At 58.2% G+C, this 15265-nt stretch carries 14 protein-coding genes; 8 read left to right on the top strand and 6 right to left on the bottom strand.

Going from position 1 to position 15265, the window contains the following annotated elements:
- Both RYC17_RS06835 and RYC17_RS06830 read right to left on the bottom strand, forming a co-directional pair.
- The coding region (locus tag RYC17_RS06835) for a beta strand repeat-containing protein (protein WP_410478452.1) at positions 1–1463 on the bottom strand (1463 nt) is incomplete at its 3' end.
- Between the two features lie 735 nt (positions 1464–2198).
- Positions 2199–2921 (bottom strand): UTRA domain-containing protein, encoded by a 723-nt coding sequence (locus tag RYC17_RS06830; protein ID WP_316902666.1) that lies wholly within the window; start codon positions 2919–2921, stop codon positions 2199–2201.
- A 354-nt stretch (positions 2922–3275) separates the two neighbouring features.
- Between RYC17_RS06830 and RYC17_RS06825 the strand changes: the two genes are divergently transcribed.
- The 6 genes from RYC17_RS06825 to RYC17_RS06800 all read left to right on the top strand — a co-directional run bounded on the left by RYC17_RS06825 (position 3276) and on the right by RYC17_RS06800 (position 8606).
- On the top strand, positions 3276–4343 hold the full coding sequence (locus tag RYC17_RS06825; protein WP_058408877.1) for an ABC transporter substrate-binding protein: 1068 nt from the start codon (positions 3276–3278) through the stop codon (positions 4341–4343).
- 78 nt (positions 4344–4421) lie between these two features.
- Entirely contained in the window at positions 4422–5228 is an 807-nt protein-coding gene (locus tag RYC17_RS06820; RefSeq protein ID WP_316902665.1) for an alkaline phosphatase family protein, read from the top strand.
- Entirely contained in the window at positions 5225–6067 is an 843-nt protein-coding gene (locus RYC17_RS06815) for an ABC transporter permease subunit (protein WP_316902664.1), read from the top strand. The genes RYC17_RS06820 and RYC17_RS06815 overlap by 4 nt, the downstream gene beginning before the upstream one ends.
- Entirely contained in the window at positions 6054–6851 is a 798-nt protein-coding gene (locus RYC17_RS06810) for an ABC transporter permease (RefSeq protein ID WP_002552644.1), read from the top strand. Before RYC17_RS06815 ends, RYC17_RS06810 begins: the two co-directional genes overlap by 14 nt.
- Position 6852: 1 nt before the next feature.
- Complete coding sequence (locus RYC17_RS06805; RefSeq protein WP_122281468.1) at positions 6853–7842, top strand: ABC transporter ATP-binding protein; 990 nt, start codon at positions 6853–6855, stop codon at positions 7840–7842.
- Between the two features lie 110 nt (positions 7843–7952).
- On the top strand, positions 7953–8606 hold the full coding sequence (locus RYC17_RS06800; RefSeq protein ID WP_219171124.1) for an HAD family hydrolase: 654 nt from the start codon (positions 7953–7955) through the stop codon (positions 8604–8606).
- A 19-nt stretch (positions 8607–8625) separates the two neighbouring features.
- Here RYC17_RS06800 and RYC17_RS06795 read toward each other — a convergent pair whose 3' ends face one another.
- Complete coding sequence (locus RYC17_RS06795; RefSeq protein WP_005732900.1) at positions 8626–9588, bottom strand: NAD(P)H-quinone oxidoreductase; 963 nt, start codon at positions 9586–9588, stop codon at positions 8626–8628.
- A 138-nt stretch (positions 9589–9726) separates the two neighbouring features.
- On the opposite strand from RYC17_RS06795, the gene RYC17_RS06790 reads away from it, so the two are divergent.
- Both RYC17_RS06790 and RYC17_RS06785 read left to right on the top strand, forming a co-directional pair.
- On the top strand, positions 9727–11808 hold the full coding sequence (locus RYC17_RS06790) for a carboxy terminal-processing peptidase (RefSeq protein WP_004657761.1): 2082 nt from the start codon (positions 9727–9729) through the stop codon (positions 11806–11808).
- A 116-nt stretch (positions 11809–11924) separates the two neighbouring features.
- Positions 11925–13697, top strand: a complete 1773-nt coding sequence (locus tag RYC17_RS06785; RefSeq protein WP_316902663.1) for a bifunctional diguanylate cyclase/phosphodiesterase — start codon at positions 11925–11927, stop codon at positions 13695–13697.
- 139 nt (positions 13698–13836) lie between these two features.
- Here RYC17_RS06785 and RYC17_RS06780 read toward each other — a convergent pair whose 3' ends face one another.
- The 3 genes from RYC17_RS06780 to RYC17_RS06770 form a co-directional block, all read right to left on the bottom strand.
- Entirely contained in the window at positions 13837–14208 is a 372-nt protein-coding gene (locus tag RYC17_RS06780; protein ID WP_044323694.1) for a hypothetical protein, read from the bottom strand.
- On the bottom strand, positions 14205–14546 hold the full coding sequence (locus RYC17_RS06775) for a helix-turn-helix domain-containing protein (protein WP_002552637.1): 342 nt from the start codon (positions 14544–14546) through the stop codon (positions 14205–14207). Before RYC17_RS06775 ends, RYC17_RS06780 begins: the two co-directional genes overlap by 4 nt.
- A 100-nt stretch (positions 14547–14646) precedes the next feature.
- Positions 14647–15099 (bottom strand): YkvA family protein, encoded by a 453-nt coding sequence (locus RYC17_RS06770; RefSeq protein ID WP_002552636.1) that lies wholly within the window; start codon positions 15097–15099, stop codon positions 14647–14649.
- Between the last annotated feature and the right edge of the window lie 166 nt (positions 15100–15265).

The raw sequence follows: 15265 nt of genomic DNA, 5'->3' as shown, positions 1-15265 counted from the left end.
GCAGTCTGCGTACTGCCGTAGCCTGCCGTCAGTGCGCTGTCACTTCCTGATGTCTGGGTGCTGCCATATCCGGCGATCAATGAGCTATCCGCGCCTGCGGTGCCGGTGCTGCCGTACCCAGCCGTCAGGTTGCTGCCTTCCTGTGCGGTTTGCGTACTGCCGTAGCCTGCCGTCAGTGCGCTGTCCCCTCCTGACGTTTGCGTACTGCCGTAACCGGCAATCAGAGAACTGTCAGAGCCTGCTGTGCCGGTGCTACCGTATCCAGCGGTCAGGTTGCTGCCCTCCTGCGCAGTCTGCGTACTGCCGTAGCCTGCCGTCAGTGCGCTGTCACTTCCTGATGTCTGGGTGCTGCCATATCCGGCGATCAATGAGCTATCCGCGCCTGCGGTGCCGGTGCTGCCGTACCCAGCCGTCAGGTTGCTGCCCTCCTGCGCAGTCTGGGTACTGCCGTAGCCTGCCGTCAGTGCGCTGTCCCCTCCTGACGTTTGCGTACTGCCGTAACCGGCGATCAGCGAGCTGTCGGAACCTGCGGTACCGGTGCTGCCGTATCCGGCGGTCAGGTTGCTGCCTTCCTGTGCAGTCTGCGTACTGCCGTAGCCTGCCGTCAGTGCGCTGTCACTTCCTGATGTCTGGGTGCTGCCATATCCGGCGATCAATGAGCTATCCGCGCCTGCGGTGCCGGTGCTGCCGTACCCAGCCGTCAGGTTGCTGCCCTCCTGCGCAGTCTGGGTACTGCCGTAGCCTGCCGTCAGTGCGCTGTCCCCTCCTGACGTTTGCGTACTGCCGTAACCGGCGATCAGCGAGCTGTCGGAACCTGCGGTACCGGTGCTGCCGTATCCGGCGGTCAGGTTGCTGCCTTCCTGTGCAGTCTGCGTACTGCCGTAGCCTGCCGTCAGTGCGCTGTCACTTCCTGATGTCTGGGTGCTGCCATATCCGGCGATCAATGAGCTATCCGCGCCTGCGGTGCCGGTGCTGCCGTATCCGGCGGTCAGGTTGCTGCCTTCCTGTGCAGTCTGGGTACTGCCATAACCAGCCCTGAGCGAGCTGTCACTCCCGGAAGTTTGCGTACTGCCATAACCTGCAGTCAGCGAGCTGTCGGAGCCTGCGGTGCCGGTGCTGCCATACCCAGCGGTCAGATCACTATGGCTTCCCGCCGTTTCGGTGCTGCCGTAACCCGCGACAAGCTGGCTGTGGCTGTCACCAATCAACGTGCTGCCGTAGGTCGCTGTCTGCAGCGTCTGCGTGGTGACGGCGGGAAGATTGCCCTCCGCGCCGACAGGGGCACTCACTGATGCCACGTCAAATACTTCATGACTGACAACAAGCTCGCCACTGGCCGGACGAACCTCGACAGCCGCAGGGGGGCTTGTCGATGAGTAACTGGCCCGGTGCATCAAGAGGTAATGTGCAGCACTGCTTTTGTCACCGACATGAACGACTTGCGCCCGCTGGAATTTCACCATTCCGCTCTCGGACAACGCAATGAGGTCGGCAACGGCCACTTCACAAACAACCCATCGCGCATCGGCATGAACACTCAAAAAGGCGCTGGTTCCAACACCCCACAATAAACCTGCCAGTCCATTTTCATGTGCTTTTGTCGGTTGCCAGTGCCTGCACTCAACGGTCCCTGAGACAGGCCACACCAAACCACAGTGATCGGCCATGTTATTTGCACATGTCCGTAATACCAACGCTTTTTCAAGATTCATTACAGCGCCCTCATAGATCCTTTAAATGAAAGTAGCCGCACTCATCAATTCACACGTTAACGGCCAGCTACGATATCAACCTTCACATCCCACACGCGAAACTGCGCCAGGCAATCCACTTACCGACCACGCGCAATGACGCTCTAAAAACGTATCACACCCAACTAATAAATATTAATCAATACGGATTTTTACTATTTATTTTCGACAACCGGAATAAAAAAACCTTAACTTTTTCACCTCAAAAACTTTTTAAATTACGCCCCCCCTTTGCAGCTTAAAGTTATTTTCTCATTAAATTTTTAAATAAGCCGGACGTCTGCGCGCACGCACTCGACCTGAGCGGCCCGCACAGCCAAGGTTTTCAATGAAGAGGAAGGTCACGTCTTACTGGCTGACACCCGCAACTAACAACGCGCTGAATACACCGATATTAATTTACTGAAACTTGCCGCATGCCCGGAGTTTTTGAAGAGCCGCACTCAACTACAACTTGCCACGTACATTGGCGCGCACATGAATAGCATCATGGCGCCAGTATTCAAGATCGCAATCAATCAGTCGATCACGCTGGTCATAGTTTATTCTTGCAATACGCAGGCCGGGGCTGCCCAGGGAAACCTTCAAGGCGGCTGCAGCGTCGGCATGCAGTGCCGTGGGGACCATATCGAAACGTACTTGTCCGTAATGCAGGTCATAACAGCGGGCATAAAGCTCGGTGAGTGACTCGTTCAGGTCGTGATCGAGGATGCCGGGGAATAATTCCGGCCTCAGGTAGTGCTCGACATACAGCACCAGACGCTGATCGATCCGTCGCGCGCGACAGATCTGGATCACGCTCGACAGCGCCGGCAGTTCCAGCATTTCGCAGATCATCGCTGAAGCAGGTTGCAGGCGTGCAGACAGAAGCCGGGTGTGCGGCACCCTTCCCTGGGCACAGACCATTGCGTGGAAATGGCTGCGCCTGATCAGGTCATAGGCCAGTCGTGGCGGGGAAATGAACCAGCCGCGACGTTCTTCACGGTAAATAAGCCCTTGCGCCTCCAGTTGCACGAGAGCCTCACGCAACGTGATACGGGTGGTAGCAAACACCTCGCTAAGCTTGCGCTCCGCAGGCAGCTTGCTGCCATGCGGCAACAAGCCATGTTCGATCTGCTCTTGCAGAGCACTGCAAATCGTTGTTACCGCCCGTGGCACATCTTCGCGCATTCCGGTATCCGTCTGGACTAGACCAGCTCTGTTGCGGGGCACACATCAGTGCAACCGACGCCGTTAACTCCGTTGCTTCAAGCCTAGGCCGGGCACATGACCATTCTGTGACATGACAAAACACGATCCATGCCAACTGCTCTGAAAAAAGGTCTTTAACCGTTGAAAAGCAAGCATGTTCCCATGGTCTACGCTTAGCGCCAGGCACTGCCGAACCACGTTAAAAACAGCTTCTGCCACTGAACACGACACGAAAATGTCATGCAAAAAGCCTAACTTGGCTCAGGTATTGCTGATCTAGACCAAACAATCCGCAACGAACACTTCTTGCAAGAAGTGCACTAGGAGCTCCGAATGAAACATCTTTTGTTGGCATCACTCCTCGGTTCAGCCATGGCAATGAGTTCGCTGGCCATGGCTGCGGACACGGACCTTAAAACGCTGGAGGCTGCGGCCAAGGCTGAAGGCGCGGTCAATAGTCTCGGCATGCCGGATGACTGGGCTAACTGGGGTGGCATCTGGAAAGACCTGGAAACCAAATACGGCCTCAAGCACATGGACACCGACATGAGTTCGGCCCAGGAGATCGCCAAATTCGATGCGGAGAAGGACAACGCCAGCGGTGACATCGGCGACGTGGGTGCCGCGTTCGGTCCTATCGCCGTTGCCAAAGGCGTGACCCAGCCTTACAAGCCAACCACTTGGGATCAGATTCCGGAATGGGCCAAGGACAAGGACGGCCATTGGGCGCTGGCCTACACCGGCACCATCGCCTTTATCGTCAACAAGAACCTGTTGCACGGCTCTGAAATACCAAAAAGCTGGGCCGACCTTAAAACAGGTAAATACAAGGTTTCCATTGGTGATGTGAGCACTGCTGCGCAAGCAACCAATGGCGTACTGGCCGCAGCCATTGCCATGAAAGGCGACGAAAGCAACATCGAGCCAGGCCTGGCACTGTTCACCGACCTGGCCAAGCAGAAGCGCCTGTCGCTGGCCAACCCGACCATTCAAACCATCGAAAAAGGCGAAATCGAAGTCGGCGTGGTCTGGGACTTTAACGGTCTCAACTACAAAGCCAAGATGGCCAAACCGGATGACTACGTGGTGCTGATCCCTTCGGACGGCTCGGTAGTTTCCGGCTACACCACCATCATCAACAAATACGCCAAGCACCCGAACGCTGCCAAACTGGCGCGTGAATACACCTTCAGCGATGCCGGTCAGATCAACCTGGCCAAAGGCAATGCGCGTCCGATTCGCGTCGAACACATCAAGCTGCCAGACGACGTGAAAGCCCAGTTGCTGCCGCATGAACAATACCTCAATGCCAAGCCGATCAAAGACGCAGCTGCCTGGGAGAAAACCTCCAAAGCGCTGCCTCAGAAGTGGAACGAACAGGTCATCATCGAGATGAACTGATTCTCTCCTGCGGCTCAGGGATGAAGTCGTGTACATCGGGCGAGCCAGACTCGCCCGTTCTTTCAAAGCGAGTCGCCCATGAAACACAACGTCATCCTGATCGTGCTCGATGGCCTCAACTACGACGTGGCCCGCCACGCAATGGGCCATCTTCAAGCCTGGCATGATGCTGGCCGCGCCGCGCTCTACAAGCTGGAATGCGCGCTACCCGCCCTCTCCCGCCCCCTGTACGAATGCATATTGACCGGGGTCGCACCTATCGACAGCGGCATCGTGCACAACAACGTTTCACGCCTGTCTAACCAGCGCAGCGTCTTTCACTACGCTCGCGACGCCGGGCTGACCACTGCAGCGGCGGCCTATCACTGGTTCAGCGAGCTGTATAACCGCACGCCGTTCGACACGGCACGCGATCGTCATACCGAGGCAACGGAACTACCCATTCAGCACGGGCTGTTCTACTGGGCCGATCACTACCCGGACTCGCACCTGTTCGCCGACGCGGAAAGCCTGCGCCTTAAACATGCACCGAACTTTCTGCTGATTCACCCCATGAACATCGACGACGCCGGGCACAAGCACGGCCTCGACACTGCGCAATACCGCAACACCGCACGCAATGCCGACACCATTCTGGCTGACTACCTGCAACGCTGGCTGGACGCAGGCTATCAAGTGCTGGTGACCGCCGACCACGGCATGAACAACGACCGCTCGCACAACGGCCTGCTGCCGGAAGAACGCGAAGTGCCGCTGTTCGTGCTGGGTGATGCGTTCAGCCTGAATGTCGACGCTGCACCGCGCCAGATCGATCTGTGCGGCACCATCTGCGAGCTGCTCGGCGTACATCACGACAAACCGGTCTGCCGGGAGATGCTCAATTGACCCGATTTTCCCGAGGCAAGTGGCTGGGGCTGTTGTGCCTGGTGCCCTTTGCCGTGTTCTTCATTGTGTTTCAGATTGCGCCGCTGCTCTGGGTGGCGATCCACAGCCTGCAAAGCGACGCCGGTTGGGGCTGGGAAAATTTCACCAAAGCGTTCAGCTCGAAGTTCTATCGGCAGGCGATCCAGTACAGCCTGGAGATCAGCTTCTGGTCGAGCCTGTTCGGCATCATCATCGCCGTGCTGGGTGCCTATTCACTGCGCAAGGTAGACTCGCGGCTGCGGGATTTCGTCAATTCGTTCGCCAACATGACCAGCAACTTTGCCGGCGTTCCATTGGCGTTCGCGTTCATCATTCTGTTGGGTTTCAACGGCGCATTGACCCTGATCCTCAAGCAAACCGGGATCATCGATGACTTCAACCTGTACTCCAAAACCGGGTTGATCATCCTCTACACCTACTTCCAGATTCCGCTTGGCGTGCTGCTGCTCTACCCGGCATTTGACGCTGTACGCGAGGACTGGAACGAGTCGGCGGCACTATTGGGTGCCAGCGGTTATCAATTCTGGCGCTATATCGGCCTGCCGGTCCTGACCCCTGCGCTACTCGGTACGTTCGTGATTCTGCTGGCCAACGCGCTGGGCGCGTATGCCACGGTCTACGCCCTGACCAACGGCAATTTCAACGTGCTGCCGATCCGCATTGCCGCGATGGTGGCAGGCGATATCACTCTGGACCCGAACATGGCCAGCGCTCTGGCGATGATTCTGGTCGGCCTCATGACTCTGGTCACAGTCGTCCATCAGTGGCTGTTGAAGAGGAGCTACCATGTCGCGCGCTGAACGACGGCCTGCGGGCATTTACCACAAAACCGTGGTTTACCTGCTGTTCCTGATCCTGTTATTACCGCTGGCCGGGACCTTTCTGTACTCGATTTCCACCAGTTGGTCGGCGACCATTCTGCCCAGTGGCCTGACCTTCAAGTGGTACGTGGCGCTGTGGAGCGATCCGCGTTTTCTGGCGGCGTTCGGCCAGTCACTACTGGTATGCGTCGGCGCGTTGATACTCTCGGTGGTGCTGATTCTGCCGTTGCTGTTTGTCGTCCATTACTACTTCCCGCGCCTCGACGGGCTGATGAACATCCTGATCCTGCTGCCGTTCGCTGTGCCTCCCGTGGTCTCGTCGGTGGGCTTGCTGCAACTCTATGGCTCAGGCCCCATGGCCATGGTCGGCACGCCGTGGATTCTGATCGGCTGCTATTTCACTGTTGCCCTACCTTTCATGTACCGCGCCATCACCAATAACCTGCAGGCCATCAACCTGACGGACCTGATGGACGCCGCCCAATTGCTTGGGGCCAGTACCTGGCAAGCAGCGTTCATGGTCGTGCTGCCTAACCTGCGCAAGGGCCTGATGATCGCGCTGCTGCTGTCATTCTCGTTCCTGTTCGGTGAGTTCGTGTTCGCCAACCTGCTGGTCGGCACTCGTTATGAAACCCTGCAGGTCTACCTGAACAACATGCGCAACAGCAGCGGTCACTTCAACAGCGCGCTGGTGATTTCCTATTTCCTCTTCGTGCTGGTGCTGACCTGGGCCGCCAATCGACTGAACAAGGACAAAGACTGAAATGAGTTTTGTCAGCATTGAAAACCTGCAGAAAAGCTATGCCAGCACGTCAGTGTTCAGCGACATCAACTGCAGTATCAAGAAAGGCGAGTTTGTCACCCTGCTCGGCCCGTCCGGCTGCGGCAAGTCCACGTTATTGCGCTGCATTGCCGGGCTGACACCGGTCAACAGCGGGCGCATCCTGCTCGATGGCAATGACCTGGTGCCGCTCACGCCACAAAAACGCAACATCGGCATGGTGTTCCAGAGCTACGCGCTGTTTCCCAACATGACGGTCGAGCAAAACGTCGCGTTCGGCCTGCGGATTCAGAAAGTCAGTGCGTCCGAAAGCGAAAAGCGCGTTGCCGATATTCTGCGCATGGTCGAGCTGCACGACTTTGCCACGCGTTATCCGCATCAGTTGTCCGGCGGGCAATGCCAGCGCGTGGCTCTGGCGCGCTCGCTGGTCACTCGCCCACGCCTGCTGTTGCTTGATGAGCCGCTGTCGGCACTGGATGCGCGAATTCGCAAAAACCTGCGTGAGCAGATTCGCGCCATTCAGCGCGAGCTGGGCCTTACCACGATCTTCGTGACCCACGATCAGGAGGAGGCGCTGACCATGTCCGACCGCATCTTCCTGATGAACGAAGGCCGGATCGTGCAGAGTGGTGACGCAGAAACCCTTTACACCGCTCCGGTTGACGTGTTCGCTGCGGGCTTCATCGGCAACTACAACCTGCTGGAAGCCGAAGACGCCACACGTCTGATGCAACGCCCGATCACCAGCCGCATTGCGATTCGCCCTGAATCGATCCAATTGAGCCTGACCGGCGAACTGGAAGGCGAAGTACGCAGTCACAGTCTGCTCGGCAACGTCATCCGCTACCGGATACAGGCCCGCGGCGTGGAACTGGTGGTCGACGTACTGAACCGCAGCGCCGACGACCTGCACCCTGACGGAAGGCGTGTAACACTGAACATCGAACCGTCGGCGCTCTGTGCTCTGAACTGACCGTGCTCTGAACTGAATGTGTTCTGCACGGATAACGCCATACGCTTGCCGATCAAGACGCCAGGCGTGAAGCTGACAGCTGATTCAACAGACTTTTAGGAGAAACGCACATGCCCCTGGCAATTTTTGACCTGGACGAGACCCTGATCGGCGGCGATTGTGCCACGCTCTGGAGCGAGCAGATGGGTCGCCTGGGCTGGGTCGACTCAACCTCGTTCATGCAGCGCAACGACGAACTGATGGCCGCCTACAGCGCAGGCGAGCTGGCGATGGAAGAGTTCATGGCGTTCAGCCTTGAACCCATGGCGGGTCGTACGCCGGAAGAAGTCGATCATCTGGTGGGCCCGTGGGTTGAGGATGTGATCGAGCCGATTATCTACAGCGACGCCTGCAAATGTATTGCTCAGCATCGCGCCAAAGGCGACCGGATTCTGGTGATCTCGGCGTCAGGTGTGCACTTGGTAAAACCCATCGCAGAACGATTGGGGATCGACGAAGTGCTGGGTATCGAACTGGACGTGCAACATGGCGTGTACAGCGGTGCCACGGTCGGCGTGCTGACCTATCGGGAAGGCAAGATCACGCGCCTGATGGAGTGGCTGGACGCCGAAGGGGAAAACCTTGAGGGGGCGAGCTTCTACTCGGATTCACGCAATGACCTGCCGCTGCTGCTCAAGGTTGACCACCCCAATGTGGTCAACCCCGATGCCGTGTTACTGGAACACGCGCAGAAAGCAGGCTGGCCGGTGCACGACTGGAGCTGAGTCCAGAGGCACCACCGGGTCAGACCAGGCTTTCGTCGATGACCAGCACGATCTTGCCGGACACCGTGTTGGTCGCCAGCTCTTCGAACGCAGCGTCGGCATCCTTGATCGCAAAGGATTTCGCCAGTTGCGGCTTGAGGCGGCCTTCAGTGAACAACGGCCAGACGTGCTGGCCCAGGTCGCTGAGCAGGTCGGCCTTGAATGTGTCATCGCGACTGCGCAAGGTCGAACCCATCAGCTGGATACGTTTGCCCAGCACGTGCGCCAGATCCACCTGCGCCTCGCGCCCGCTCATGATACCGATCAGCACCCAGCGACCGTCCAGAGCCAGCAGTTTCACGTTGAGTTCGGCGTAGCTTGCGCCCACCGGGTCGAGGATGACGTTGAACGGTGCAAAATCGTTCAGGCCTTCAAGACTTTCGCTACGTACTACGCCCCCCTGTGCTCCCAGTTCGACGCAATAGGCCAGACGCTCGGTCGAACCGACGCTGACCCAGACCGGGTTGCCGAACGCTTTGCAAAGCTGAATACCGGCTGAACCAACCCCACTTGCGCCTGCGTGCAACAACACCTTTTCACCCGGCTTGAGGCCTGCCAGCTGAAACAGGTTGAGCCACGCGGTGGCATACACCTCAGGGATGGCGGCGGCCTCATGCAGCGACAGCCCCTCCGGGACCGGTAATACATGTCGCCCGTCGACCACCACTTCTTCGGCCATCGCCCCGCCCGCCAACAGCGCGCAGACGCGGTCTCCGACCACCCAGGACGTACCCGGACCGACTTCGGCGATCACCCCCGAGCACTCCAGACCCAGTGTTTGAGTGACGCCGGGCGGCGGCGGATACTTGCCTTCGCGCTGTAACAGATCGGCACGATTCAAACCTGCCGCAGCCACTTTGATACGTACCTGCCCCACATCGAGGGCCGGACTCGGCTCCTCGACCCATTCCACATGTCCTTCAACGCCTTGCAATGCCTTCACGGTGCCTCCATAGTGAGTCCAGACTGAGCCCGTGGCTGTTTTGCCCGGGCTTTTGCATTATGCGGCCGGGTCCAAAGGAACCGGCGACCTCAAAGACGGCCTAATATGCGTTATCAATTGTCCTCGCGTCGAATCAGCATGAAGCAATTATTCCCCAGCACTGCCCTCGCACTGTTTGTCGGCCTTAGCGTTTTGCCGATGTCAGCCAGTACCTTTGCCGCCAACAGCTGGGATAATCTTCAGCCGGACCGCGACGAAGTGATTGCCAGCCTCAACGTGGTTGAGCTGCTCAAACGACATCACTACAGCAAGCCGCCCCTGGACGACAAGCGTTCGGCGATTATTTACCAGAGCTACATCAAGCAACTGGACCCCTCGCGCAGCTATTTCATGGCCAGCGACATTGCCGAATTCGACAAATGGCAGTTCCAGTTCGACGACTTCCTCAAAAGTGGCGACCTGAATCCGGGGTTCACTATCTACAAGCGCTACCTGGACCGCATCAAGGCGCGTCTGGACTTCGCGCTGGCTGAATTGAGCAAGGGCGTCGACAAGCTCGACTTCAACACCAAGGAAACCCTGCTGGTGGACCGCAAGGACGCCGCATGGCCCAAGGACACTGCCGAACTCGACGAGCTGTGGCGCAAGCGCATCAAGGATGAAGTCCTGCGCCTGAAGATCGCAGGCAAGGACCCGGCGAAGATCCAGGAAACCCTGACCAAGCGCTACAAGAATCAGCAGGCGCGTCTGAACCAGACCCGTGCCGAAGATATCTTCCAGGCCTATATCAACACGTTCGCCATGTCCTACGACCCGCACACCAACTACCTGTCACCTGACAGCGCGGAGAACTTCGACATCAACATGAGTCTGTCGCTGGAAGGCATCGGCGCCGTGTTGCAGAGCGATAACGACAACGTGAAAATCGTGCGTCTGGTCCCGGCAGGCCCGGCGGCCAAGACCAAGCAGGTCGCGCCGGCCGACAAGATCGTGGCCGTTGCCCAGGGCGACAAGGAAATGGTCGACGTGATCGGCTGGCGTCTGGATGAAGTCGTCAAGCTGATCCGCGGTCCGAAAGGTTCCGTGGTCCGTCTGGAGATCATCCCGGCCAGCAATGCGCCGAATGACCAGACCAGCAAAATTGTCGCCATCACCCGTGAAGCGGTGAAGCTCGAAGAACAGGCGGCCAAGAAGTCGATCCTGCACCTCAAACAGGATGGCAAGGACTACAAACTCGGGGTCATCGACATCCCTGCGTTCTATCTGGACTTCAAGGCCTATCGTGCTGGCGATCCGGAATACAAGAGCACCACCCGTGACGTGAAGAAACTGCTTACCGAGCTGCAGGCCGAGAAGGTCGATGGCGTGGTACTGGATCTGCGTAACAATGGTGGCGGTTCGTTGCAGGAAGCGACCGAGCTGACCAGTCTGTTCATCGACAAGGGCCCGACCGTGCTGGTGCGTAACGCCGACGGCAAGGTCGATGTGCTGGAAGACGAAGCCAAAGGCGCGTTCTACAAAGGCCCTATGGCCTTGTTGGTCAACCGCCTGTCCGCTTCGGCATCTGAGATTTTCGCTGGCGCGATGCAGGATTATCACCGTGCGCTGGTGATCGGTGGCCAGACCTTCGGCAAGGGCACCGTGCAGACCATTCAGCCGCTCAATCATGGCGAACTGAAGCTGACTCTGGCCAAGTTCTACCGGGTTTCCGGTCAGAGCACCCAGCATCAGGGTGTAGTGCCGGACATCACTTACCCGTCGCTGATCGATACCAAGGAAATCGGCGAGAGCGCGCTGCCCGAGGCCATGCCGTGGGACAGCATCAAACCGGCGATCAAGCCGGCAATCGACCCGTTCAAGCCTTTCCTGGCGCAGTTGCAGGCGCGACATGAAGCGCGTTCGGCGAAAGACGCCGAGTTCGTGTTCATTGAAGACCGCCTGGCGCTGGCCAAGAAGCTGATGAACGAAAAAACGGTCAGCCTCAATGAAGCAGACCGTCGTGCCGAGCATGCGTCCATCGAAAGCAAGCAGCTCGCGCTGGAAAACACCCGCCGCAAGGCCAAGGGTGAAGAGCCGCTGAAAGAGTTGAAGAAGGAAGACGAAGACGCGCTGCCAGTGGAAGACGAGAAAACCAAACCCGAGGACGATGCCTACCTGGCAGAGACCGGGCGTATTCTGATCGACTATCTGGGGCTAAGCGCCGCTGTGGCAAAAAAATAAGGCAGACTCATTGATGGCCATTTAGCTTCAACGTCATCAAACAGTCATGAAGCTGTCGTGAAATACGGGGCTGAACGCGCAAGCGCTCAGCCCTTTTTATTCTCTTTGAGACGACCATGACCCTAACCGAACAGTTGAGCACACTGAGTTCAATTCTGGCTCGTGGTGATTTGCACAGCTTGTTCCAGCCCATCGTTTCGCTATCGGAACGTCGAATTCTGGGTTATGAAGCCTTGACCCGCGGACCGTCCAACAGCGCGTTGCATTCGCCCCTGAACCTGTTTGCCATCGCTCGACAGGCAGGCCGCCTGAGTGAGCTGGAACTGAGTTGCCGTGACAGCGCCTGCCGGCGTTTCAGCCAGCAGAAGTTGCCGGGCAAGCTGTTTCTCAACGTCTCTCCCGAATCGCTGCTCGAAACGTCTCATCCGCCGGGCCGGACGCTGGAAATGCTGCGCCGATACCACATCGCGCCGAAGGACGTGGTCATCGAACTGACCGAGCAGATGCCTACCGACGATTTCGACCTGCTGTACAACGCCTTGCACCACTACCGCGACATGGGCTTCTCCATCGCGCTGGATGACCTGGGTGCTGGTTATTCAAGCCTGCGACTCTGGTCGGAGCTGCGTCCGGACTACGTGAAAATCGATCGGCACTTCATCGACGGAATTCATCAGGATGCGGTGAAGCGCGAATTCGTTGGCTCCATGCTGCAGATGGCCAAGGCTTCCAGAGCGACCGTGATTGCTGAAGGTATCGAATTGCCCGAAGAGCTGGCGGCGCTGAAGGACATGGGCGTAAACCTGGTTCAAGGCTATCTGCTGGCGCGCCCTCAGGAGCGCCCGCCGCGCGACACTCGCGCCATGCTGCCCAGGACAGAGACCACCAGCGTGTCGCTGAACGAAGAAGCGGCAGACCTTTCTGCCCTGCTCAACCCGCAACCATCAGTCAGCCAGTCCACGCCCACCGCTGAAGTACTGGAAGCGTTTCGCAGGCAGGCCAATCTCAACTCGCTGGCCGTGCTGGACGACGAGGCCAGGCCCTGCGGCATCGTCCATCGGCACTCATTGTCCGAGGCACTGCTCAAGCCCTTCGGCACCGAACTGTTTGCCCGCAAGCCGATCAGCCGTCTGATGAGCGATGACTTTCTGGCCGTGGAAGTCAGCCAGTCACTGCAACAGGTCAGCCGACTGTTGACCAGCCGCGCCCGGCAGCGCATCGAAGAGGATTTCATCATCACCTCCAACGGTACCTATCTGGGCCTCGGACGGGTGATCGATGTTCTGAAATTGATTACCGAGATGAAAATCCAGCAGGCACGTTACGCCAACCCGCTGACCCTGCTGCCCGGCAATGTTCCGATCCAGCAATGCCTGACGCGTCTGCTGCAACAGGGCCGCGAATCGGTGATCTGCTATGTGGACATTGACAGCTTCAAGCCTTTCAACGACATCTACGGCTACGCCCGTGGTGATGAAGTGCTGCTGTGTCTCGCGCAGTGCCTGAACGACCGTATCGACCCGAGCAGGGACTTTGTCGGACACATCGGCGGGGATGATTTTCTGATGGTGCTGGGCGTCGAGGATTGGGAGCGGCGCCTGAAAACCCTGCTGGATGATTTCCAGAATCAATGCCGACGTTTCTACCGCGCGGAACATCTGGAAGCCGGTTGCTTCGTCGCCCTCAACCGACAGGGACAACGCCAGGAATTCCCGTTGTTATCACTGTCGATTGGCGTAGTACATCTGCACGAAGAAAGCTGCACGCTGGTCGATGCCAGCCAGTTGGCCGACCTGGCCTCACAAGCCAAACATTTCGCCAAGGACGTTGCTGGCGCGAGCATTCATGTGATCGATTCGACGCGGCTGGATCTATTGGTGCAAGCGTGAGGTTAGATGAAGTGAGCGTGCGACTTCGCGAGCAAGCTCGCTCCCACAGATTCGCTGTTTTGGGAGTGACCAGGGCGGCGATCCGCATTGCTCACAAAGGGGTCGATACAGCCATTGAAGATTCGGGGCCGGACCTCTTCTACTGCACTTCCACTTCCGGGTAGCTGTGTTCAAACACCCGAACCACTTCGGCGGCGTGCCACGAAGCGGCGGCGACGCCATCTGACGGCCCAGAGAAGCGTCCGAGGCGCTCTGCGCATTCAAAAAAGCCTGGGCGCGGCAGGCGGCTTGCGCCCTGGCTGATCACCAGCGAGCTGCGCAAAGGCTGTTCCGCGTGGGCGTCCATGGCGGCCAGATGCTCAAGGGCCGCGGTCAGGGTCTGCATGGCCGGACTGGGCAATTGCAGACGCTCGACCAACGCGCGATAGGTCAGCAGATGACGCTGGCGGCGCGCCTGATCGAGCTCATTGAGCAGGCCGTCCCAATGCTGACGGCTGATGCGCACGCTCACGACTCACCTCGCCAGCCCGGCACTCCAAGCTCCCATGCCAGGCTGCGCTTGATTGCAGCATCCGGCTGACGAGTACCATTCTCGATCAACTCCAGATAAGACGGACTGATGCCGACCGTACGGGCCAGGCTGGCCACTTCAAGGCCTTTAGCCTCGCGCAGCGCCCGCAACTCATCGAACCCTGGAAGCTCACCGGCAGCGATGCCGGAAGTCGATGCAACCGGTTCCTGGCGCGCCTTGCCGACCAACCCGGCAGCCTTGAGCAGTGCCTGGTACTGAGCCCAGGGCAGCACTGCATATTCCGGCTCACCGTCACGGGATATCACTTGAAGATCCATAGAGTCACCTTGTACTACACGACCGCACACTGATCAGGCTTGATTCATAGGCTGGCATCTTAACAGCGTAACGCTAAGGCTTGTGTTCCATCCGTGAGACTTACACCTTACCCCGCTCTTTCTCCAACAGCGCCTGAGTCTTGGGCAACTGCTCGACCACGATGAGCTTCTCGGGCGGTTGCTGCTCACGCCATGCGCGAAAAGCATCCAGTTCGTCGCTCAAGTGCTTGGTGACCCAGGCCAGCACTGCGATGTCATCGAACATTCCCAGGCCTGGAATCCAGTCAGGAATAGCGTCCAGCGGGCTGAGGAAATACATCAGGCCCGCGACAATGGACAAAATGGCTTTGGGGCTGATGCTTCGGTACTCACCGCGCCAGTAAGCCAGGCACAGGGCCTGGAGCAAACGCAGATCGTCCTTGAGCTTGCCCAGACGATTACCTTCACTATTACCCTTGCGCGCGACCGCAAACAACAACCCTGGCAGTCGCCCCGCTGCCAGCAGACGCCGGGCTCCGGGCAGATAACGGATAAAATTCCACGGTGCTTTCATACCCACTCCCGTTCAGCAAAATGTCTTTCGATAAAAGCAGATCCGGCGAACCTGCCTGGCCGGAGCCACAAGGTTATCCACAATAATTGTGGATAACCTTGTGAACAGTGGCTTTTTTCATGCCTGAACTCCCCGTTATCGGGGGGCCACAGTCAAATCGGGCGTT

The organism is Pseudomonas syringae group sp. J248-6, assembly GCF_032586995.1.
Lineage (GTDB): Bacteria > Pseudomonadota > Gammaproteobacteria > Pseudomonadales > Pseudomonadaceae > Aquipseudomonas > Aquipseudomonas amygdali.
The sequence above is the reverse complement of the archived record's forward strand: the minus strand, read 5'-3'. Positions and strand labels throughout refer to the sequence as shown.

What these genes read in the sequence shown, in the direction of transcription:
- RYC17_RS06830 (WP_316902666.1), bottom strand. Translation starts at nt 2,921, where the DNA reads ATGCGCGAAGATGTGCCACGGGCGGTAACAACGATTTGCAGTGCTCTG.
- RYC17_RS06825 (WP_058408877.1), top strand. Translation starts at nt 3,276, where the DNA reads ATGAAACATCTTTTGTTGGCATCACTCCTCGGTTCAGCCATGGCAATG.
- RYC17_RS06820 (WP_316902665.1), top strand. Translation starts at nt 4,422, where the DNA reads ATGAAACACAACGTCATCCTGATCGTGCTCGATGGCCTCAACTACGAC.
- RYC17_RS06810 (WP_002552644.1), top strand. Translation starts at nt 6,054, where the DNA reads ATGTCGCGCGCTGAACGACGGCCTGCGGGCATTTACCACAAAACCGTG.
- RYC17_RS06805 (WP_122281468.1), top strand. Translation starts at nt 6,853, where the DNA reads ATGAGTTTTGTCAGCATTGAAAACCTGCAGAAAAGCTATGCCAGCACG.
- RYC17_RS06800 (WP_219171124.1), top strand. Translation starts at nt 7,953, where the DNA reads ATGCCCCTGGCAATTTTTGACCTGGACGAGACCCTGATCGGCGGCGAT.
- RYC17_RS06790 (WP_004657761.1), top strand. Translation starts at nt 9,727, where the DNA reads ATGAAGCAATTATTCCCCAGCACTGCCCTCGCACTGTTTGTCGGCCTT.
- RYC17_RS06785 (WP_316902663.1), top strand. Translation starts at nt 11,925, where the DNA reads ATGACCCTAACCGAACAGTTGAGCACACTGAGTTCAATTCTGGCTCGT.
- RYC17_RS06775 (WP_002552637.1), bottom strand. Translation starts at nt 14,546, where the DNA reads ATGGATCTTCAAGTGATATCCCGTGACGGTGAGCCGGAATATGCAGTG.
- RYC17_RS06770 (WP_002552636.1), bottom strand. Translation starts at nt 15,099, where the DNA reads ATGAAAGCACCGTGGAATTTTATCCGTTATCTGCCCGGAGCCCGGCGT.